Here is a 21,141-nt window from a genome sequence, read left to right on the forward strand (position 1 = left end):
GGGCATGGGGGAACTGCTGGATCTGATCCTGCCGCGCGCCTGCGGCGGGTGCGGGCGAGCCGGAATCTGGTGGTGCGCGGACTGCGCCGCCGCGCTGTCCGGCCCGCCCATCCGGATCCGGCCGCGCGCCGATCCCGGGGTGCCGTGCTGGGCGCTGGCCGCCTACGCGGGTCCGGCGCGACGGGCGGTGCTGGGCGTCAAGGAGCAGGGCCGGCGGGAGCTGGCGCGGCCGCTGGGAACCGGATTGGCCAGGGGCCTGGATCATTTGCGGGACGCCTCCCGGCCCTTGGCACTGGTGCCCGCGCCCAGTCGCGCGGCCGCGGCCCGGCGGCGCGGCGGGGATCCGGTGGTGCGTGCCGCGAGCGTCGCGGCGGGTTGGCTACCGGGTTGCCGCCTGGTACGCGTGTTGCGCATGGGTCCCGGTGTGCGGGATTCGGTCGGCCTCGGGCACCGCGATCGCCAGCACAATCTGCACGGGCGGATCATGGTAGCTACCACCCGGCCCCCGAGCGCGCTGTTTCCGGCAAATGCCGAGGTAGTGGTCATCGACGACGTGTTGACCACCGGTGTCACGGTGACCGAATCGGTCCGCGCGCTCACCGCCGCGCGGATCGCCGTGTGTGCCGTGCTGGTTACCTGCGCTGCTTGATTCTTCGAAATTTGCGTGAACACTGGCGGACAGGTCGCTGGCGCACTAGGTTGGCGATCAGACACCCGAACCGCAAGTTTGGAGGTGGCGCCTCGGACATATGTGCCGATGCGAGTTCCATCGGTCGGCACACGTTTCAATCCCGCCGCACGAGCGGCTTGTGCGGCCAGATCCGGGAGGTACGCGTGACGACTTCTTCACGACTCTCAGCGAAGAACACAAGCACTTCGGTGCTGCTCGATGACGAGCTCATCGACGAATCAGCCAGTCGGGCCACCACGGCGGACGTCGTGGTCAAGGGTAGGACCCTGGGGGAGGGCGGAGTGCCCGACCATTTCCGAATTCATGTGGCGGACAAGCTGTCTCGGCTCGAGCGCTTCGACCCCACCATTTACCTCTTCGACGTGGAGCTCACCCACGAACGTAACCGTCGTCAACGCAAGAACTGCCAGCGAATCGAGATCACCGCCCGGGGCAAGGGTCCGATCGTGCGGTCCGAGGCCTGCGCGGACAGCTTCTACGCCGCCCTCGAGGGCGCGGTCGAGAAGCTCGAGAGCCGATTGCGCCGGCTCAAGGATCGCCGCCGCGTGCATCACGGGGACAAGACGCCGATCTCGGTCGCGGAGGCGACCGCGGGTCTGGTCGACGAATCGCTGTTCTCCGACAACGGATCCGAGGCCCACGACCATTCGGCTGCGATGGAAGGCGAATCCGCCGGTCCCGGCCATGTCGTGCGCACCAAGCAGCACCCCGCGATACCCATGACGGTCGATGACGCGCTCTACCAGATGGAGCTCGTCGGCCACGATTTCTTCCTGTTCCAGGACAAGGAGACCGACCGACCGTCGGTCGTCTACCGCCGTCACGCCTTCGACTACGGGCTCATCAGGCTCGCGTAGTCGCGGTAACCAGGGACATCCACTTTTCGACCGGGGTCACGGGACAGGCCCCGGTCGCCTGTTGTCCGGGGCAAGTCTTGCTGTTACGGCGCGTATCAGTTAAAACTGTGCCATGGCTACCAAGGGCGCTCGCCGTGCTGTCATCGTCGCCGGGGCGCGGACCCCGTTCGTGCGGGCATTCACCGATTTCACACGCATGGACTCCATCGACCTCGCGGGCATCGCCGTGCGCGGGCTGCTGGAACGAACCGGACTGCCCAAGGGCGACGTCCAGGGCATCGTGTGGGGCGGTGTGGTGCTGCCCAGCGCCGCGCCGAACATCGCCCGCGAGATCGCGCTCGACCTCGAACTCGACCCCGGCTGCGAGGGCTACACGGTGACCCGCGCCTGCGCGTCGGGCCTGCAGGCCGTGGTGTCCGCGGCCGCGGCCATCGAGCGCGGCGAACACGACATCATGATCGCCGGCGGCAGCGACTCCACCAGCAATGCCGAGGTCAAGTTGCCGCAGAAGCTGGTGCACGCCGCCGCGCCGCTGGCGCTGGGTAAGCCCAAGCCCAGGGACTACCTCACCGCCGCAACGCAATTGGCCCCGTTCTACGACCTCATGCCACGCCGCCCGCAGATCGCCGAGCGCACCACCGGCGAGGTCATGGGCGAATCCGCCGAGAAGATGGCCCGCATCCACGGCGTCTCGCGCGGCGCGCAGGATTACTTCGCGGCCACCTCGCACCACCGCGCCGCGGCCGCCATCGAATCCGGCCGCTTCGACCGCGAGGTGCTCTCGGTCCGCACCCCCGACGGCACCGCCGTCACCCGCGACGGCCTTGTCCGCCGCGACACCAGCCTGGCCAAACTCGCCAAGCTGGCACCGGTTTTCGCCGAGAACGGCACCGTCACCGCGGGCAACTCCAGCCCCCTCACCGATGGCGCATCCGCGGTCCTGCTGATGAGCGAGGAGAAGGCCCGCGCCCTCGGCTTCACGCCGCTGGCCGCCTTCCGCTCCTGGAGCTTCGTCAGCGTCGACCCGCGCGATCAGGTCCTCATCGGCCCCGCCATCTCGATGCCGCGCGCCCTCGACCAGGCCGGAATGTCGCTGGGCGATATCGATTTCGTCGACATCCACGAGGCGTTCGCGGCCCAGACGCTCTCCGTGGTCTCCGCCCTGGCCAGCGACGAATGGGCCAAGACCCGCCTCGACCGCGACACCGCCGTCGGCGAGATCGACCCGGCCACGCTCAATGTCCACGGCGGCTCGGTCTCCCTGGGCCATCCGTTCGGCGCGACCGGCGCGCGCATGGTCACCACCATGGCCAACGAACTCGCGTTGACCGGGAAGTCCACCGCGCTGCTCGGCATCTGCGCGGCGGGCGGCATCGGAGCCTCGGCGGTGCTGGAAGCCGTCTAGCCGACACGCTTCGTGTCACCTGTCGGGTGGCCGACGCACATGCGTCTTCGTGCAGGTGAGACCCCGATCCGCTGCGCCGGACCGGGGTTTCCGGCGGGCGGATCGAAAATCGTTGGTGGAGACTCGGCGTCGAATGGGTATCCCTGAGGAAACGAGCTGGGCGGAGGCGGATCATGAACGGCAGGACGATGATCGGCACCGCGGCAGTCCTGCTCGCGGCGGGGATCGCCGGGGCGGGAAGCGCTGCGGCGCTGCCACTTCCGGCGACCGGGTCCGAAGGCGGGCAGCCGGTCTCCGATCTGAAGCTGCGGCTGCAGGATGCCGGACGACATGTCGGGGAACGGTATCCCGTCTACGGACTGGTGTACTCGGACGCGGCGGTGTGGACTCTCGGGTTCGTGCACGGTGAGCCGACCCGGTACTACACCATCGACGGGGCGCGCGTGGAGCTCACCGGCCCGGTCAGGGAGTCGGTCAAACAGGGTGACGAGTTCACCGGGACCATCACCATCAACGGCAAGAACGACTCGGGGGATCCCGTGGTCACCTTGGACGACGTGTCCGTCATCGGGCATCGCCCCACCGACGCGCTGCGCTGAGCCGGGACCGGCCGCGCCACTCGGAATGATTGCAGCGTGAAACACATCCGGTACACAATCGAGGTGTGGGTTTCCGGGAGTGGAAACAGGTGGTATCGAACGGCGACAGTGACCGCGCCATCGCCGCGCGGATGGGCACCAACCAGATGCGGGTGGCCCGGCACCTGAGCAGCGACTCGCCGGTCGCGGAAACGGTCATCGCGTTCAGCCGCACCTACGGTGCGAGTCCGATCGAAGGTTTGATCGCGGCCGGGTTCCTCACCCGCGACGACGTACTGCGCGCCTCCCTGGTGGAGGCGCTGCGCGAGGCGACCGGCGCGGAACTGGCCGCCGAGGTGACCCGGCGCCTGACCGACCCCGACCCGGACGCCGCCGAGGGCCAGCCCACGACCACATGACGGGAACGGCTCGGGCGCGGATCGCTGGAGGAGTAGCGCGGGGCGTCGGCTTCGCCGCCCCACAACACCGAGTCTTCGAGGTCAGTCGTCCGAGCGGGGTGTGAACCGCTCCCAGTGGATGGCCGATTCGAGCGGGCGGCGATTGCGCCAGCCGAACCGCTCCAGGTCCGGGACCTGCTGGAACTCGTGGACCGGGCCGACGCAGAGCCAGGCCACCGGCTTCACGCCACGCGGCAGGTCGAGCAGGTCGGTCAGGAACGGCTCGTCGTAGAAGCTCACCCAGCCCACCCCCACGCCCTCGGCGGTGGCGGCCAGCCACAGGTTCTGGATGGCCAGGATGGTGGAGTAGATGCCGGTCTCGGGCACCGTGGCCCGGCCGAGCACGTGGGTGCCGCCGCGGGCCTGATTATGGGTCACCACGATCCCGGTGCCGCTCTCGACGATGCCCTCGATCTTGATCGGATTGAAGGTCTCGGCGCGGTCGGCGGGCAGCGAGTCGTTGAACTCCTGCCGCTTCTCGGCCACGTGGTCGGCGAACGTGCCGAGCGTGCCCGGATCCCGCAGCACCACGAAGTCCCACGGCATGGAATTGCCGACGCTGGGCGCGCGATGGGCCGCCTCGAGAATCCGCAGCAGCGTGGCGTCGTCCACCACCTCACCGGTGAATTCGGCGCGGACGTCACGACGCAACTTGATGGCGTCGTAGACGCTCAAACATTCGAGGGGGCTGATCGGGCCTTCGGAACACACGCGGTCCAGTCAACCAGGCCGGAACCGCGCCGAACCTGGCAGCCCTCCACAGCGAAAACGCCTCCCGCCGAGAGTCCGGCGGGAGGCGTTCGCGGTCGTGGGTGACTAGCCCGCCATGGCGGGCTCACGGCGGGCCAGCTTGCGGCGGCCCTCCTTCAGCGCGGTGCGCAGGCCGCGGCGGCGGCCGGTCGTCGGGTCCACGGTGGTCGCTCCGCCGAACATCTTCTCCGACTTGGTCTCCGGAGCGTCGTCGGTGGAGCGGCGCAGGTACTTGTTGGGCAGCGACAGCTTCATGATGGTGCGCCACGACTTGGCGTACTGCACCGGCAGCGACCCGGTGGTGTACGGCAGGTCGTACTTCTCGCACAGCGCCCGCACCCGCACCGCGATGTCCTTCAGGTGGTTGGACGGGATGTCCGGGTACAGGTGGTGCTCGATCTGGTGCGACAGGTTGCCGGTCATGAAGTGCATGACCGGGCCGCCGGAGATGTTCGCCGAGCCGAGCATCTGGCGCAGGTACCACTCGCCCTGGGTCTCGTTGTCGCAGTCGAACTTGGTGAACTTCTCCGCGCCGTCGGGGAAGTGGCCGCAGAAGATGACCGCGTTGGTCCACACATTGCGGACCACATTGGCGGCCAGGTTCGCGGTCAGCGTGCCCAGGAAGGACGGGCCGGTGAGCAGCGGGAAGATCAGGTAGTCCTTGGCGGCCTGCTTGCCGATCTTCTTCAGAACCGTCTTGCGGTCCTCCTCGAACTGGATGCGCTCGGGCGAACCCGGGGCCCACTTCTTCTTGGCGACCTTGCCCAGTTCCAGGTGCTGGATGGCGACGCCGTATTCGAAGAACATCTGCAGCAGCAGGTTGTAGACCGGCTGGCCCAGGTAGAACGGCGTCCAGCGCTGGTCGCGGGTGACGCGCAGCAGGCCGTAGCCGATGTCGTCGTCCATGCCCAGCACGTTGGTGTACTTGTGGTGCAGGAAGTTGTGGGTGATCTTCCAGTGCTCGGAGGGACCGGCGTTGTCCCATTCCCACTTGGTGGAGTGGATTTCCGGATCGTTCATCCAGTCCCACTGCCCGTGCATCACATTGTGGCCGATCTCCATGTTCTCGATGATCTTGGCGGTGCCCAGCAGGGCGACGCCGGCCAGCCACGCGGGCGGGAAAAGACTAGCGAAAAGCACTGCGCGGCCACTGATTTCGAGGCCGCGCTGGAGACGGATCACATTGCGGATGTAACGGGCATCCTTGTCGCCCAGGGATGACTCGACCTCACGGCGGATCGCGTCCAGCTCCGCCCCGATCGCTTCGACATCCTCCGGGGTGAGGTGCGCGTATTCCTTGACATCCGAGATCGCCATGCTGGTTACAGTACCGTAGGTTACGGTCCCGTAGGTTACGACGATCGAATCTCTAACGTGTCGTATACCGCATTGTTTTCGCGACTGCCGTCTGCTAGCGATTGCGGCGGAGTTTACGCGAGAACCAGCCCTCGCGCTGAGCTTTCTCGGTCAGCAAAGCCTTTTCCGTCAAAGCCTTTTCGCGCAACGCCTCCTTGGCCTCGCGCAGCACCTGCTTCTCGTGCGCGGCCTTCTCCTTGAGCGCCACCTTGGCCTCCTGCAGCGCCGACCGCAGCCCGCGCCGCTCGCCCGTCTCCGGGTCCAGGCCCCAGCTCGGCTGATGCTCGGCCAGCCACTCCGACGCATTGTGCACGGCCAGCCACTCACCGGACTTGTTGTGCTCGGCCAGCCACTCGGAGCCGTTCCACGCCGGCAGCGAGATGCCCGCGAACTTGCGCTCCGAGGAGGTCTCCGGGGCGTCGTCGGCGGTCCGCTTCAGCCACTGATCCGGCAGCGCCAGCTTGTGAATCGTGCGGAACGCCAGCAGGTACTGCTTGCCCAGCGAGCCCGTGGTGTAGGGCAGGTCGTACTTGTCGCACAGCTCGCGCACCTTCACCGACACCTGCGCGTAGCGGTTGCTCGGCAGGTCCGGGAACAGGTGGTGCTCGATCTGGTAGCTCAGGTTGCCGCTCATGAACGCCATGGCCGGGCCCGCGTCGAAGTTGGCGCTGCCCAGCATCTGCCGCAGGTACCACTCGCCCTGCGTCTCGTTCTCGAACTGCTCCTCGGTGAACTTCTCCGCGCCGTCGGGGAAGTGGCCGCAGAAGATGACCGCGTAGGCCCACAGATTGCGGACCAGGTTCGCGGTCGCGTTCGCCTTCAGCGTCGACTTCCACGCCGGACCGGTCAGCGCCGGATAGATCACGAAGTCCTTGGCGACCTGCTTACCGGCCTTGCTCCAGAACGCCTTGTTCGGCTCGTTGACGATGTGGCGCGGCGGGAAGAACTGGCTCGGCGGAATACCCATCTGCTCCTTGGTGGCCGCCAGATCGTGCAGGGCGATGCCCCACTCGAACAGCGCCGCCAGGAACAGATTCGCGACCGGCTGCACCAGGTTGATCGGCTTCCACTCCTCGTCGCGCGTCATGCGCAGGATGCCGAAGCCCAGATCCTCATCCATGTCGAGGATGTTGGTGTACATGTGGTGCGAGTAGTTGTGCGCGGCCTTCCACTGCGCCGACGTCCCCGTCATATCCCACTCCCACGTGGTGGAGTGGATCTCCGGGTCGTTCATCCAATCCCACTGCCCGTGGCTGACGTTGTGCCCGAGCTCCATGTTCTCGATGATCTTCGCGACCGACAGCAGGGCGGTGCCGGTCAGCCACGCCCAGCGCTTCTTCGAAGCGAACAGGGTGGCGCGTCCGGCCGCCTCGAGGATCCGCTGCGCGGCGATGGTGCGCTTGATATAGCGCGCGTCACGCTCGCCGAGCGAGTGCTCGACATCGCGCCGGATGGTGTCGAGCTCCTGGCCCAGGGTCTCGATATCGGCCGCCGTCAAATGGGCGAACGCCTTGATGTCGGTGATGGCCACCGGCAGGTCCTTCCGTGGTTGATCTGCCTCGCACCGCTGCGCGGATGGGCGGCCCCGACGGGGGCCGGTCAGGCTCGATTGCTATCGAGGGTAGCCGTTCTCGGGCGGGACCGTCTCACACGGTGCGGTGTGGGTCGGCCCCCGGACAGTGTCGGTCAGACCTCGAGGGTGCAGTCGCCCGCGGCCGCGGAGATGCAGGTCTGGATCTTGTCCCCGGCGCGGTGTTCCTTGCCGTTGCGCAGGTCCCGCACATGACCCTCGGTCACGGTCACCACGCAGGTCTGGCAGATGCCCATGCGGCAGCCGAACGGCATCTGCACGCCCGCGCCCTCGCCGGCCTGCAGCAGCGTGGTCGCGCCGTCCACCTCGACGGCCCGGCCGGTCTTGGCGAAGGTGACCGTGCCGCCCTCGGCGGTGGCGCTGCGCTCGATCTCGAACCGCTCCACATGCAGCTGGTCCTCGATACCGGCGGCGGCCCAATGCTTTTCGATCTCGTCCAGCATGGGCAGCGGGCCGCAGGCCCAGGTCTCGCGCTCACGCCAGTCCGGGCACACGGTGTCCAGGTCGGCGAGCGCGAACTTGCCGTTCTCGCCGGTGAGGTGCAGGTGGGCGGTGAAACCCGGACGCCGGTCGTGCAATTCGCGCAGCTCGTCGCCGAACATCACATCGTCGGGGGTGCGGGCGGAATGCACGTGCAGCACATCCGGGACCGCGTCGCGGCGATCCATGGTGCGCAGCATGGCCATCACCGGGGTGATGCCCGAGCCCGCGGTCAGGAACAGCACCTTGCGCGGCGCCGGATCCGGCAGCACGAAACCGCCCTGCGGCGCGGCCAGGCGCACGATGGTGCCCGCCGGGACACCCGAGACGATGTGGGTGGACAGGAAGCCCTCCGGCATCGCCTTCACCGCGATGGAGATCAGCCGGCGGCCCTTGTGGGCGCCGTCGCCGGTCCAATCCGGCGGGCTGGTCAGCGAATACGAGCGCCAGTGCCAGCGGCCCTCCACCAGCACGCCGATCCCGATGTACTGGCCGGGGGAGAACTTGAAGTCGAAGCCCCAGCCCGGCTTGATCACCAGGGTGGCCGAGTCCGTGGTCTCCTTGCGGACCTCCACGATGCGGCCGCGCAGCTCGCGCGCCGACCACAGCGGGTTCACCAGGTGCAGGTAGTCGTCGGGCAGCAGGGGAGTGGTGATCCGGGCCGCGGCTCCGCGCAGGGTGTCGAGCGGGGTCCGCCCGGCGTTCCCGCCTTCGGCCACGGGGGCCTCCAGCCATTCGCGCAGTCCTCGCACGGAGAATCCGCCACTCTTCGATGCCATATCCGGAAAGCTTTCTGTCGTCGTGCACGCTGGTCAGCGCATCGTCGCGCACGGTTCGCCCGTGTGATGGGCGACCATCACAACAAGGTTACGGCATCGTAGGTTACGCAGCCGGATGTACCTGTCTCTCGAGACTGCGGGCCGAGGAATTCTCGGGTGGCGGTCAGAGCAGGTCGAGCAGGAACGGGAGTTCCTGGGCCGCGTACCAAGCCAGTTGGTGATCTTCGGCGTCGCCCAGGACGAATTCGGCGTCCGCGTCGCCCATGTCGGCGGCGTCGATCACCTCGACGGCCTTGGCGACCTCGGACTCGGCTTCGGCCAGGTCCACGTGGATCGACGCGATGCGGTCGTAGGGGATGGCGGCGGAGAGCCGGACCACGGCGTCGTCGAGGTCGGGGCGCAGGGTGGCGCCGGTGACGTCGGCGGCGATGACCGCGCGGCGGAAGATCGGGCCCCGGGGCGCGGCCTCGCCGGCCTCGTCGCCGGCGTCCTCGCCGCCCAGGTCCGCGACGGCCTGCTCCTCGGCGAGCAGCCGCAGCGAGGCGCGCGCGGCCTCGGCCATGGCGACCTCGGCGAGTTCCTCGTCGTCACCGGAGGCGTAGGCCTCGCGCAGCGCGGGGGTCACCGCGAAGGCGGTGTCGTTGAGGGCGCGGATCTCCCGGTCCTTCACCAGCTCCCGCAGCATCGGCACCGTGGCCGGGACGTAGACCCGTAGCTTCTTCGGCACGGCGGACGACTCACTGGACGCAGGCACCGAGCATCTCCTCCATCGACTCGTGCACCGAAGCGGTCAGCACCGCGATATCGGCCATGGCGTCGCGATCGGCCGTGAGTCCGTAGAACACCCGCCCGTCGTAGGACGTGAGCCCGATACTCAGAGCCTGAAAGCGCAGCAACGGCGACACCGGGTACATCTCCAGCATCCGCGCGCCGCCGATGTACATGGCCTGCTGCGGACCCGGCGCGTTGGTGATCACCAGATTGAACGTGTGCTCTGCAAAAGTACTCGCCGATCGCACGCTCATGGCATGCAGGCTCGCCGGAGCGAATCCGGCCATGTGCACCAGCGTGCGCGCCCGCACCCCGCGCTGATGCCGCGAGTGCGCCTCGGTGGCGTGCTTGATGTGCTCGATGCGGATCACCGGATTCGGTTCGCCCACCGGCAGATCCAGCAGCAGCGAGGTGACCTCGCCCGCGGGTTTCAGTTCGCCGTGCGGGCCGTCGGCGTACACCGACATGGGGACCACCGCGCGCAGCGCGTCGGCCTCGGTCAGCACCTGCCCGCGGGAGAGCAGCCAATTGCGCAGCGCGCCGGTCACCACCGCGAGGATCACGTCGTTGATGGAGCAGTCGAACCGCTTGCGGATCTTGCGGTAGTCCTCGAGATCGGTGCGCACCACCTCGAACCGGCGATTGCGGGAGGTGCGGGTGTTCAGGGGGCTGTCGGGCGCGCCGATGGCCGCGGTGCGGACCATGGACACCAGCTTCTGCACGGCCTTGCCGGTGGCGTCGACCATCGCGAAGGCCTCGGCCATGTGGTGCCGCGCCACCTCCAGGCCCTCGCGCGGCTGGGTCGCCAGGTGGGCGACCGCGCCGAGCAGCAGTTCCAGCTCGGCGGGCTCGCGGTGGGCGACCCAGGCGTCGTCGGCGACCTCGCGGGGCGCGGTCGAGGTGTCCAGGATCACATGCCCGATCTCGAGCGCGCTGTCGCCGTCCACCAGGGCCGAATGGGTCTTGGTGAAGATCGCGCAGCGGCCCTCCGACAGGCCCTCGACCAGGTACATCTCCCACAGCGGGCGGCTCGGGTCGAGCGGGCGTGAGGCCAGCCGGGCCACCAGGTCGAGCAGCTGTTCGTCGGTGCCCGGCTCGGGCAGCGCCGAACGCCGCACGTGGTAGGTGATGTCGAAGTGGCTGTCGTCCACCCAGATCGGGCGGCCCAGCGCGAACGGGATCTCCCGCACCTTGCGCCGGTACAGCGGTACCAGCGGCAGCCGCGACTCGACCAGCGACACCAGCCGGTCGTAATCCAGCGGCCCGGGCCCGGATCTACCGGTGGGCGCGGGATTGCGCAGGATCGCCAGAGAGCCGATGTGCATCGGGTTGCTGCTGGATTCCAACCGGTAGAACGACGCGTCCTGCGGCGTCAGTCTGGTGATCACGCTGCCCGCTACTCCCTTATCCCTGCCCGCGCCTCGCAGTTTCCCCCTGCCGAGGCGCCGGCTTTCATGCGGACGAACCGCCTGGAGGCAAGCTATCGCAATCCGGTCACCTGGGGGAATGTATGGGCCGCACTGCCCGAGATCACGCACCGTCGTCGGTGCCGCCGTTCCGGGTGCGCGGGCGCAGACCGCCACACGCCGGACCCCCTACATGGTACGTCAGGGGTCTCGAATCAGCTTCGGCCGCAAGCCCATTCGCTGGGCGTTCGCCAGGGTCGGGAGCAGGGGTGCGGGCGTCGCGTTTTCACAGCTTCTCCTCAGCGCCCGGGCAGTCCCGTGCGCAGTTCAGCACCTACGATGGGGGCCGGATTACCATGGCTTGTGAATGCGCGCCCGCGCGCAGGCCTCCCGCCATGGTGGGGGCTACCGACAACACCGACCAGAGGACTACAAGACCCGTGCCTGCGCTGAGTTTTTCAAGGTTGCTACGGATTGGTGAAGGTCGCACGGTCAAGCGGCTGGCAAGCCTGGCGGACGAGGTCATCGCCCTCGACGAGGAGTACACGGCGCTCTCCGACGCCGAACTCCAGGCCAAGACCGCGGAGTTCAAACAGCGCTACGCCGAGGGCGAGACCCTCGACGAACTGCTGCTGGAGGCCTTCGCGACCGCGCGGGAAGCGTCCTGGCGAGTGCTCAACCAGAAGCACTACAAGGTGCAGATCATGGGCGGTTCCGCCCTGCATATCGGCAATGTGGCGGAGATGAAGACCGGTGAGGGCAAGACCCTGACCTGTGTGCTGCCCGCCTACCTCAACGCCATCTCCGGCGAGGGCGTGCACGTCGTCACCGTCAACGACTACCTGGCCAAGCGCGACTCCGAGTGGATGGGCCGCGTGCACCGCTTCCTCGGTCTCGAGGTCGGCGTGATCCTGGGCGGCATGACCCCGGCCGAGCGCCGCGAGGCCTACGCCGCCGACATCACCTACGGCACGAACAACGAGTTCGGCTTCGACTACCTGCGCGACAACATGACCCACACGCTGGACGATCTGGTCCAGCGCGGGCACAACTTCGCCATCGTCGACGAGGTCGACTCCATCCTCATCGACGAGGCCCGCACCCCGCTGATCATCTCGGGCCCGGCCGACGCCTCCTCGAAGTGGTACGCGGAGTTCGCGCGCATCGCCCCGCTGCTGAAGAAGGACCTGCACTACGAGGTCGACATCAAGAAGCGCACCATCGGTGTGCACGAGGCGGGCGTCGAGTTCGTCGAGGACCAGCTGGGCATCGACAACCTCTACGAGGCCGCGAACTCGCCGCTGGTGAGCTACCTGAACAACGCCATCAAGGCCAAGGAGCTCTACACCAAGGACAAGGACTACATCGTCCGCGACGGCGAGGTCATCATCGTCGACGAGTTCACCGGCCGAATCCTGGTGGGCCGCCGCTACAACGAGGGCATGCACCAGGCCATCGAGGCCAAGGAAGGCGTGGAGATCCAGCCGGAGAACCAGACGCTGGCCACCATCACGCTGCAGAACTACTTCCGCCTGTACGACAAGCTGTCGGGCATGACCGGTACCGCCGAGACCGAGGCGGCCGAGCTGCACCAGACCTACGGCCTGGGCGTGGTGCCGATCCCGACCAACAAGCCGATGGTCCGCCAGGATCAGTCCGACCTGATCTACAAGACCGAAGAGGCCAAGTTCGCCGCGGTCGCCGACGACATCCAGGAGAAGCACGAGCTGGGCCAGCCGGTCCTGGTCGGCACCACCTCGGTCGAGCGTTCGGAGTACCTGTCCAAGCTGCTCACCAAGCGCGGCATCGCGCACAGCGTGCTGAACGCCAAGTTCCACGAGCAGGAAGCGCAGATCGTCGCCGAGGCCGGTCGGCCGGGCGCGGTCACCGTCGCCACCAATATGGCCGGTCGCGGTACCGACATCGTGCTGGGCGGCAACCCGGACATCATCGCCGACATCCTGCTGCGCCGGCAGGGCCTGGATCCGGTCGAGACCCCCGACCAGTACGAGGCCCAGTGGCACGCCACCCTGGACCGGGTCAAGCAGCAGGTCGACCAGGACGCCGAGGCCGTGCGCGACGCGGGCGGCCTGTACGTGCTGGGCACCGAGCGCCACGAGTCGCGGCGTATCGACAACCAGCTGCGCGGTCGTTCCGGCCGTCAGGGCGACCCGGGCGAGTCCCGCTTCTACCTGTCGCTGGGCGACGAGCTGATGCGGCGCTTCAACGGCGCGGCGCTGGAGTCGATCATGACCCGGCTGAACCTGCCCGACGACGTGCCGATCGAGGCCAAGATGGTCTCGCGCGCCATCAAGTCGGCGCAGACCCAGGTCGAGCAGCAGAACTTCGAGATCCGCAAGAACGTCCTCAAGTACGACGAGGTCATGAACCAGCAGCGCAAGGTGATCTACGCCGAGCGCGCCCGCATCCTCAACGGTGAGGACATGGAGGGCCAGGTGCAGGAGATGATCACCGACGTGATCACCGCCTACGTCAACGGCGCCACCGCGGAGGGCTACGTCGAGGACTGGGATCTGGACAAGCTGTGGGGCGCGCTCAAGACGCTGTACCCCGGCAACCTCGACTACCGCGAGCTCACCGGTGAGATCGAGAGCGGCGAGCCCGGCGACCTGTCCCGCGAGGAACTGCTGGACGCGCTGCTCGACGACGCGCACACCGCCTACGACAACCGTGAGAGCGAGATCGACGGCCTCGCGGGCGAGGGCAGCATGCGCAACCTGGAACGCCAGGTGCTGCTGAGCGTGCTGGACCGCAAGTGGCGCGAGCACCTCTACGAGATGGACTACCTCAAGGAGGGCATCGGCCTGCGCGCCATGGCGCAGCGCGACCCGCTGGTCGAGTACCAGCGCGAGGGCTTCGACATGTTCGCGGCCATGCTCGAGGGCCTCAAGGAGGAGTCGGTCGGCTTCCTGTTCAACCTCCAGGTCGAGGTGCAGCAGCCGCAGCCGGTGGGCGTGAACGTGGCCGCGGGCCTGCAGTCGCCGGTCGGCAACCGCCCGCTGCCCACCCAGGAGGACGCGGCGCAGGCGGGTAACGGCGCTCCGGCGGCGTTGCGCGCCAAGGGAATCGACGAGTCCGGCCCGCGCGGGCTGTCCTACAGCGGCCCGGACGAGGGCGGCCACGCCGCCGTGCGCAGCGACAGCGACGAGTACGGCGCCGAGGACGGGCAGGGCGGCACCCGCCGCGAGCGTCGTGAGGCGGCGCGGGCGCAGTCCAAGGCGGATCGGTCCAAGCGCCGCCACTGAGTTCGCGATCCTGTCGAAACGTGCCGCGCCCCGGGTGTTCTCACCCGGGGCGCGGTGTTTTCCGCAGTGCGCCAGAAGTTTTCGTGTGATCATGAAACGGTCATGATCGGTTCGCTGTAATTGGTTCCGAACCGATCGCCGGGTGGCGATCGAAAAGGAAGGAACCGCATAATGTTCAAGACTTTCGCGCTCACCGCCATGGCTGTCGGACTCGCCGGACTCGGTGTGGCGACCGCGTACGCGGAGACCCTGACGGTGGACGGCAACTACGCCACGGTCGACGCCTGTGCCGCGGACGGCAACAATGGCCAGTTCCAGGCCGGTGGCGTGCTGCTGCGCGGCGAGGACGGCTGGCAGTGGAGCTGCGATCAGGGCGCCGACGGGCTCTGGTACATGACCATCTTCCGCTGATCGGCGGGCCGCCCGGCGAATCCCATTCGGGTGTTCTCACTTCAACGGTGACAATAGGGGGCATTTCTATCGCGCGAACTCGATTGCGCGTTAATTGAATTGCTCCTATTGATCTTGTGATCTGCGTCATTCGGGACAATTTGTGCCAGTTGCTTGCGGAGGGCTTGGTTGCACGCTATTAGCTAGACTAAATTTCCCGAATGTGTGGGAGGACCTGAAGCTCTACGGGAGGGAACGAGAACGCGGCCACGTGGATCGCGTTCTCGCGGCGGCACGTTCGGGCCGCGGTGCGGCGCTGGTGCTGTCGGGCGATCCGGCGATCGGCAAGACCGCGCTACTGCGGGCCGCGCTCGACCGGGCCGCGGACTTCCGGGTGCTGCGCTGCCAGGGCATCCGCGCCGAATCCGGCCTGGACCACGCCGCCCTGCACGAGCTGCTGCTGCCGGTCGCCGACCGGCTGCCGCTGCTCCCGCCCGCCCAGGCCCGCGCCCTGGGCGTGGTGCTCGGCCTCGACGCCGGTCCCGCCGACGCGTTTCTGGTCGGGGCCGCGCTGGTGCGGCTGCTCACCGAACTCGCGGCCGAGCAGCCGCTGCTGCTGATCGTGGACGAGGCCCGCCTGGTCGACCCGGAATCGGCGCGGGCCATCGTCTTCGCCATCCGCCGCCTCACCGCCGCCCCCGTCGCGCTGCTGGCGGCGCTGCGCGACGACCCGGCCGACACGCTGTGGCGGGACCTGCCCGCGCTGCGGGTCACCGGCCTGCCCGACGCGGAGGCCCGCGGCCTGCTCGCCGACCGGTACGGTCCGCTCGGCGCGCTGCGCCTGAGCCGGATTCTCTCCGTGGCCGACGGCAACCCCCTCGCCCTGCTCGAATTGCCCGGTGTCGTGGGCGATCTCGCGGGCACCGCCCCCGAACCCATGACCCTGGGCCCCGGCGTGCGCACCGCGTTCGGCGAACGCGTCGCCGCCCTGCCCGCCACCGTCCGGACCCTGCTGACCGTGGCCGCCACCGAGACCCGCGGCGTGCTCGGCGTCGTCACCACCGCCGCGGCCGCCCTCGGCGTGGACTCCCAGGCCTGGGAGTACGTCGCGGCGACCGGGCTGCTCACCATCAGCGACGGCCGCGTCGAACGCACCCACCCGCTGCTGTGCGCCGCCGTGCACGCGGCCGCGACCGTGGCCGAGACCCGGGCCGCCCAGCTGGCCGTCGCGGACGCGCTGACCGGGACCGGCGATCACGACCTGAGCGCCTGGCACCGCGCCCTCGCCGCGGGCCGACCCGACGAGGACCTCGCCGCCGCGCTGACCGAACGGGCGACCGGCGCCGCGCACGGGCCGATGGCCGCGGCCGCCATGCTGCGCCAGGCCGCCGCCATCTCACCCGATCCGGAGCGGGCCGGGGAGCGGCTGGCCGCCGCGGCCCGATTCGCCTGGGCGGGTGGCGATATCGCCTCCGCGCACGGCCTGCTCGACCGCGCCGTCGCGCGCCTGGGCCCCGAACGGGCCGCGACGGCCGCGCGCGGTCTGGCCGGACTGCTGGAATTCGTTGCGGGAGAACCGGAACGGGCGAGCCGCCTGCTGCTGCGCGACGCCGAACTGGTGGACCCGGCGACCGCCGCCAACCTGCGGGTCGACGCCGAACGCGCGCGCTGGGTCGCCGGGCACGGCGTGCTCGACCTGGATCCCGCGGAAATGACCGTGCGGGAAGGCATCTCCCGCTTCCACACCATGATCCGGCCGCTGCCGCCCGCCCCGCTGGTGCTGCTGTGGGGGTTGGCCGAGACCGCCCTGGAGCCGTACACCCAAGCGGCGGCGTCGCTGCGGGGCAGCGCCGCCCCGGCGGCGGTGTCGCTACTGCCGCAGCTGGCCATCCTGCAATTCGCCAACGGCCGCTTCCCGGCCGCCGAGCGCACCCTGGCCGAGGCGTTCGAGCTGGCCGAGGCCGGCGGCGTGGACAATGTGCTCGCCCAGTGCTGGGCGCTGCGCGCGAAAATCGCCGCCCTGCACGGTGATTCGGACGGGGTGCTGGTGGCCGCGGATCGGGTGCTGGCGCTGGCCCGGCCGCGGCGCGCACACGCGGTCATCGCGTCGGCGCACTGGCACCTGGGCTTCCACGCCCTCAGCCTCGGCGATCCGGAGACCGCGTACCTGCGCCTGCGCACCCTGGCCCAGCCCGGCCACGACGCCCGGCATCCCACCTACGCGCGGCTGGCCGCCGTGGATCTGGTGGAGGCGGCGGTCCGGGTGGGCCGGCACGACGAGGCCGCCGGGTACTACGAGGAGATCCGGGACTGGGCGCTGCGCTCCCGCGCCGACTGGGCGGTCTCGGCCGCCTACACCTGCCGGGCGCTGCTGTGCACGGACGATCGCGCCGACAAGTACTTCCAGCGCGCGCTGGCCGTGCGGCGCACCCGCCACGATCTGAACCAGGTGCGCACCCGCCTGCTCTACGGCAAGTGGCTGCGCCGGGCCCGCCGCCGCGCCGACGCCGCCGAGCAATTGCGTTCGGCCGCCGAGGCGTTCGAGGGCATGGGTGCGGCCCAGTGGGTGCTGCGCGCCCGGCAGGAGCTCGAACTCACCGGCCGCCGGGCCGCGCCGGTCACCGCGCACGGCGAGACCTCGGTGCTGACCGCGCAGGAGCTGCGGGTGGCGCGGTTGGCGGCCCACGGACTCACCAATCGGGAGATCGGGACCGAGCTGTTCCTCAGTCCCCGCACCGTCGGGCACCACCTGTCGCGGGTGTTCGGCAAGCTGGGGCTCAGCGGCCGGTCCGATCTGGTGGACGTCGACTTCGACAACGGCATGCGAATCGTGCGGCCGCGCTGAGGCTTCCGGCTAGCGGTGCGCCGTGGCTTTCGACCGGTCAGTCCAGGTTGACCGACTCGCCCCAATAGCGCGGGTCCCAGTTGATCAGGATCATTCCGGCCACGCTGCCCGCGCAGCCGCCGCAGGCGTGCACCTGGATCACGCTGTCCACGTCGGTGTCCCCGGCCATGACGGCGCGGGTGGACAGCCACACCGCGCGCAGGTGCAATGCCGCGGGTCTGCCGCAGCGGACGCATTCGGGCAGCGCGTCGTCCGGGTCGTTGCGCCCGATCCGGACCTCCGGGGTGACGGGTGCTCCCGGGCCGAGGGCTGCGTCGAGGAGCGGCGAGAATTCCTTGCGCTCACGGTCTTCCACCAGCGCAGGCTAACTATTTCCGGCGGGGTCCGCACGCCGTGCGACCGAAACGTGTCCTGGGCTCGGAACGGTGCGGGCCGGAATGTTTAACCGGGGCGCCGCCGGGAATGCAAGAGAAAGCGTTTCGGAGCGATGTCCGAATCAGGGTTCCTTATTCGCGCCCGCATTTTAGTCCTCCCGATCCGGAAGAGAATCGGTCATCGTATCGGTCGGTCAATCGGTCGATCGCGAAATGTCCGGAATCGCTTATCCCGGCGGGGATCTCAGCCGCTGGGAAGATCGCGTTTACAGGTTTGTCGGTTGCTCGTAATGCGAGGTACCTTGCGACGTGCGCGAGATCCGGGTGCTCCAGGGGAGGGAACGAGAACAGAACGAACTGTCTCGGGTCCTGACTCAGGCGCGCGCCGGTCACGGCGGGGGAATGCTGCTCTGGGGAGAACCCGGGATCGGGAAAACCGCGCTACTGCGTGACGCCGAACAACGCGCCACCGAATTTCGAGTTCTGCACTGCCGCGGAAATTCCGCCGACAGCGGAGTGGATTTCGCGGCATTGCGCGAACTGCTCGGTCCGCTCGCCGATCGTGTGCCCGCGCTGCCCGATCCGCAGGCTCGTGCCCTGACCGCCGCCCTCGGCCGCGGACCCGGCGCGGCGGACCGGTTCCTGGTGGGCGCGGCCGTGGTCTCCCTGCTGGCGGCCGTGGCCGCGGATCAGCCGGTCCTGCTCATCGTCGACGACGCGCAGTCGGTGGATCTCGCGACCGCCCGCGCCCTCACCTTCGCGCTGCGCCGCCTCGGCGGCGTCCGGGTGGCCCTGCTGGTCGCCATGCGCGACAGCCCCGCCACCACGGTGTGGCAGTCACTGCGGGTGCTGCCGGTCGCGCCGCTGCCCGACCCGGAGGCGCGGCGGCTGCTGGCGCGGCGGGCGGGCGGCGTCGGCGCGCCCCGGGCGAACCGCATGCTGAAGCTGGCCGGCGGAAACCCCCTGGCCCTGCGCGAATTCCCGATCGACACCGAGGACGGCGCCGGAATCGCGTGGGGACCCGCGCCTTTCGGCCCCCGCCTGCGCGCCGCCTTCGCCGAGCGGCTCGCCGCCCTGGACCCGGGCATCCGCCTGCTGCTGGTGGTCGCGGCCGCCGAGGACCGCGGCACCCTGTGCCCGATCGCGTCCGCCGCCACCGAACTCGGTGTCGCCCCGGCGGATTGGGAGCGGGCATTCGAGGCGGGCCTGCTGGTCGTCACCGACGGCCGCGTCGACACGCGGCACCGCCTGCTCGGCGGCGCGGCCTACGACGCCGCCCCGCCCGCCCAGCGTCGCGCCGTCCACCTCGCCCTGGCCGCCGCCCTCCCCGGCTCCGGCGCCGAACAGCTCCGCGCCTGGCACCTGGCCGCCGGACTCGACACCCCGGATCCCGAACTGGCCCGCGCCCTCGCCGACGGCGCACCCCGCGTCCTGCGCCACAACGGCCCCCTCGCGGCGGCCGCCGTCCTGCGCCGCGCCGCCGCCATCACCCCCGATCCGGCCACCGCGGGTCTCCGTCTCGCCGCGGCGGCCCAATTCGCGTGGGAAGGCGGCGATATCGAATCCGCCCGCCGCCTGCTCACCCTCGCCGAATCCCGCACCACCCCGGCCGCCATCACCACCGCCGCCGCGGGCCTGCCCGGCCTCCTCGAACTCGTCGCCGGCGACCCCGCCCGCGCCCACACCCTGCTGCTCCGCGACGCCGACGCCATCGCCGCCCGCCTCCCAGAGATCCCTGCCCCCATCGCGGGCGCGTCCTCGCCGGTGCCGCCCGTTTCGGCGGTGCGCCCCGCGGGGCGCGCGGAGGTCACCGCCGGGAGCGCGAATTCTGCTCTGTCCGGTCGCGATTCGACTGTCTCGCCGTCCCCTACGGCGACGGAATTCGCGGGCGGGAACTCACGGCGCGAGCGCGGGGCCGACCTGGTCGCCGGCTTGCGGCTGCTGGCGGAGCGGACCGAGTGGGTGCTCGGGCAGGGCGTCGACCGGCCGATGGACGGGCAGCTGGAGGCCGTGGTGGCGGAGTCGTCGCCGACGTACGCGGTGCAGCTGCTGCCGCCCGCGGCGCAACTGCTGGAGTGGGGGCTGGCCGAGGCGGGGCTGGAGCCGTATCTGACGGTCGCGGCGGGGCTGCGGGCCGCGGGCGATCGGGCGGCGGCGGTCGGGATGCTGCCGCAGCTGGCCACCATGCAGTTCGCGACCGGGCGGTGGGAGGCGGGGGAGGCCACCCTCGAGGAGGCGTTCGACCTGGCGTCGGGCGCGGGCGCGGACAATATCCTCGCCCAGTGCTGGAACCTGCGGGCCCGGCTGGCCGCCCAGCGCGGCGACGCGGACCTGGTGGCCGACAGCGTGGAGCGCGCGCTGGCGCTGTCCCGCCCGCACGCGGTGCCGCTGCTCACCGGCGGCGCCTACTGGCACCACGGCTTCCACGCGCTCACCGCCGGTGACGCCGAGGCCGCCTATCGCCGGCTGCGGGCGCTGTCGCAGCCGGGCCACGAGGCGGCGCATCCCACGCTGGCCCGGCTGGCCACCCTCGATCTCGTCGAAGCGGCGTGCCGCGTGGGTCGTTTCGACGACGCCGCCGCGCACTCGGAGCACATCGTGCTCTGGGCGCGGCGGTCCCGCGCCCGCTGGGCGCTGGCCGCCGCCTACGCCTGCCGCGCGCTGCTCGCGGAGGAGGACCGCGCCGAGCACTACTACCGGCGTGCGGTCGCGGCCGGCGATTCCCGGCACGGCAGCTTCGGGCGCGCCCGCACCCAGCTGCTCTACGGCAAGTGGCTGCGCCGGGTCCGCCGCCGCCGCGACGCCGCCGAGCAATTGCGGCTCGCCGCGGACGGTTTCGAGCTGATCGGCGCGACCGCCTGGGCCGCGCGTACCCGCACCGAACTCGATCTCACCGGCACCGGGACCAAACCCGCCGGCGGTTCGGACACGCCGCTGACCGTGCAGGAGTCCCAGGTGGCCCGGCTCGCCGCCCAGGGCCTCACCAATCGGGAGATCGGCGCGGAACTGTTCCTCAGCCCGCGCACCGTCGGCCACCACATGTCCCGGATTCTCGAGAAGCTCGGTCTCACCGGCCGTTCCGAGCTGCGCGGCATCGACTTCGACAATGGCATGCGGCTGACCCGCCCGCGGCTGTGACCCCGC

16 protein-coding genes are annotated in these 21,141 nt (G+C 69.8%); 9 read left to right on the forward strand and 7 right to left on the reverse strand.

Features of this window, described 5'->3' with window-relative positions; translation table 11 throughout:
- Nucleotides 1-4: 4 nt before the first annotated feature.
- The 5 genes from ACFRAQ_RS04470 to ACFRAQ_RS04490 all read left to right on the forward strand — a co-directional run bounded on the left by ACFRAQ_RS04470 (nt 5) and on the right by ACFRAQ_RS04490 (nt 3,950).
- Nucleotides 5-649, forward strand: a complete 645-nt coding sequence (locus ACFRAQ_RS04470) for a ComF family protein (protein ID WP_379094066.1) — start codon at nt 5-7, stop codon at nt 647-649.
- Nucleotides 650-882: 233 nt separating this feature from the next.
- Nucleotides 883-1,548, forward strand: a complete 666-nt coding sequence (gene hpf / locus ACFRAQ_RS04475) for a ribosome hibernation-promoting factor, HPF/YfiA family (RefSeq protein WP_357087356.1) — start codon at nt 883-885, stop codon at nt 1,546-1,548.
- A gap of 112 nt (nt 1,549-1,660) precedes the next feature.
- A complete protein-coding gene (locus ACFRAQ_RS04480; protein WP_379094069.1) occupies nt 1,661-2,953 on the forward strand; it encodes an acetyl-CoA C-acyltransferase in 1,293 nt (430 codons plus the stop codon).
- A 173-nt stretch (nt 2,954-3,126) separates the two neighbouring features.
- Complete coding sequence (locus tag ACFRAQ_RS04485; RefSeq protein WP_379094072.1) at nt 3,127-3,552, forward strand: hypothetical protein; 426 nt, start codon at nt 3,127-3,129, stop codon at nt 3,550-3,552.
- Nucleotides 3,553-3,617: 65 nt separating this feature from the next.
- Entirely contained in the window at nt 3,618-3,950 is a 333-nt protein-coding gene (locus ACFRAQ_RS04490; protein WP_379094075.1) for an XRE family transcriptional regulator, read from the forward strand.
- Between the two features lie 81 nt (nt 3,951-4,031).
- Here ACFRAQ_RS04490 and bluB read toward each other — a convergent pair whose 3' ends face one another.
- The 6 genes from bluB to ACFRAQ_RS04520 all read right to left on the reverse strand — a co-directional run bounded on the left by bluB (nt 4,032) and on the right by ACFRAQ_RS04520 (nt 11,104).
- Nucleotides 4,032-4,664: a 5,6-dimethylbenzimidazole synthase gene (bluB, locus tag ACFRAQ_RS04495; protein WP_379095815.1), complete on the reverse strand. Its 633-nt coding sequence runs from the start codon at nt 4,662-4,664 to the stop codon at nt 4,032-4,034.
- A gap of 141 nt (nt 4,665-4,805) precedes the next feature.
- Nucleotides 4,806-6,056: a fatty acid desaturase family protein gene (locus ACFRAQ_RS04500; protein WP_379094078.1), complete on the reverse strand. Its 1,251-nt coding sequence runs from the start codon at nt 6,054-6,056 to the stop codon at nt 4,806-4,808.
- Between the two features lie 94 nt (nt 6,057-6,150).
- On the reverse strand, nt 6,151-7,626 hold the full coding sequence (locus tag ACFRAQ_RS04505) for a fatty acid desaturase family protein (RefSeq protein WP_379094081.1): 1,476 nt from the start codon (nt 7,624-7,626) through the stop codon (nt 6,151-6,153).
- Between the two features lie 155 nt (nt 7,627-7,781).
- Nucleotides 7,782-8,945 (reverse strand): ferredoxin reductase, encoded by a 1,164-nt coding sequence (locus tag ACFRAQ_RS04510; protein ID WP_379094084.1) that lies wholly within the window; start codon nt 8,943-8,945, stop codon nt 7,782-7,784.
- Nucleotides 8,946-9,108: 163 nt separating this feature from the next.
- Nucleotides 9,109-9,699, reverse strand: coding sequence for a DUF6912 family protein (locus ACFRAQ_RS04515; RefSeq protein WP_379094087.1), 591 nt, complete (start codon nt 9,697-9,699; stop codon nt 9,109-9,111).
- A complete protein-coding gene (locus ACFRAQ_RS04520) occupies nt 9,683-11,104 on the reverse strand; it encodes a wax ester/triacylglycerol synthase family O-acyltransferase (RefSeq protein WP_379094090.1) in 1,422 nt (473 codons plus the stop codon). The genes ACFRAQ_RS04515 and ACFRAQ_RS04520 overlap by 17 nt, the downstream gene beginning before the upstream one ends.
- 458 nt (nt 11,105-11,562) lie before the next feature.
- Here ACFRAQ_RS04520 and secA point away from each other — a divergent pair, with 458 nt between their 5' ends.
- From secA to ACFRAQ_RS04535, 3 genes are all read left to right on the forward strand, one after another.
- On the forward strand, nt 11,563-14,388 hold the full coding sequence (gene secA / locus ACFRAQ_RS04525) for a preprotein translocase subunit SecA (RefSeq protein WP_379094093.1): 2,826 nt from the start codon (nt 11,563-11,565) through the stop codon (nt 14,386-14,388).
- Between the two features lie 171 nt (nt 14,389-14,559).
- The gene (locus ACFRAQ_RS04530) at nt 14,560-14,799 is read left to right on the forward strand and encodes a hypothetical protein (protein WP_379094096.1); all 240 of its coding nucleotides are present in this window, start codon (nt 14,560-14,562) and stop codon (nt 14,797-14,799) included.
- Nucleotides 14,800-15,001: 202 nt separating this feature from the next.
- Entirely contained in the window at nt 15,002-17,623 is a 2,622-nt protein-coding gene (locus tag ACFRAQ_RS04535) for a LuxR C-terminal-related transcriptional regulator (protein ID WP_379094099.1), read from the forward strand.
- A 37-nt stretch (nt 17,624-17,660) separates the two neighbouring features.
- Here the strand turns inward: ACFRAQ_RS04535 and ACFRAQ_RS04540 are convergent, their stop codons facing one another.
- Nucleotides 17,661-17,978, reverse strand: coding sequence for a hypothetical protein (locus tag ACFRAQ_RS04540; RefSeq protein WP_357283604.1), 318 nt, complete (start codon nt 17,976-17,978; stop codon nt 17,661-17,663).
- Nucleotides 17,979-18,321: 343 nt separating this feature from the next.
- Between ACFRAQ_RS04540 and ACFRAQ_RS04545 the strand changes: the two genes are divergently transcribed.
- Nucleotides 18,322-21,135, forward strand: a complete 2,814-nt coding sequence (locus tag ACFRAQ_RS04545) for an AAA family ATPase (RefSeq protein ID WP_379095818.1) — start codon at nt 18,322-18,324, stop codon at nt 21,133-21,135.
- The last annotated feature ends 6 nt before the right edge of the window (nt 21,136-21,141 follow it).

It is taken from the genome of Nocardia sp. NPDC056611, from assembly GCF_042792755.1.
Classification (GTDB): domain Bacteria; phylum Actinomycetota; class Actinomycetes; order Mycobacteriales; family Mycobacteriaceae; genus Nocardia.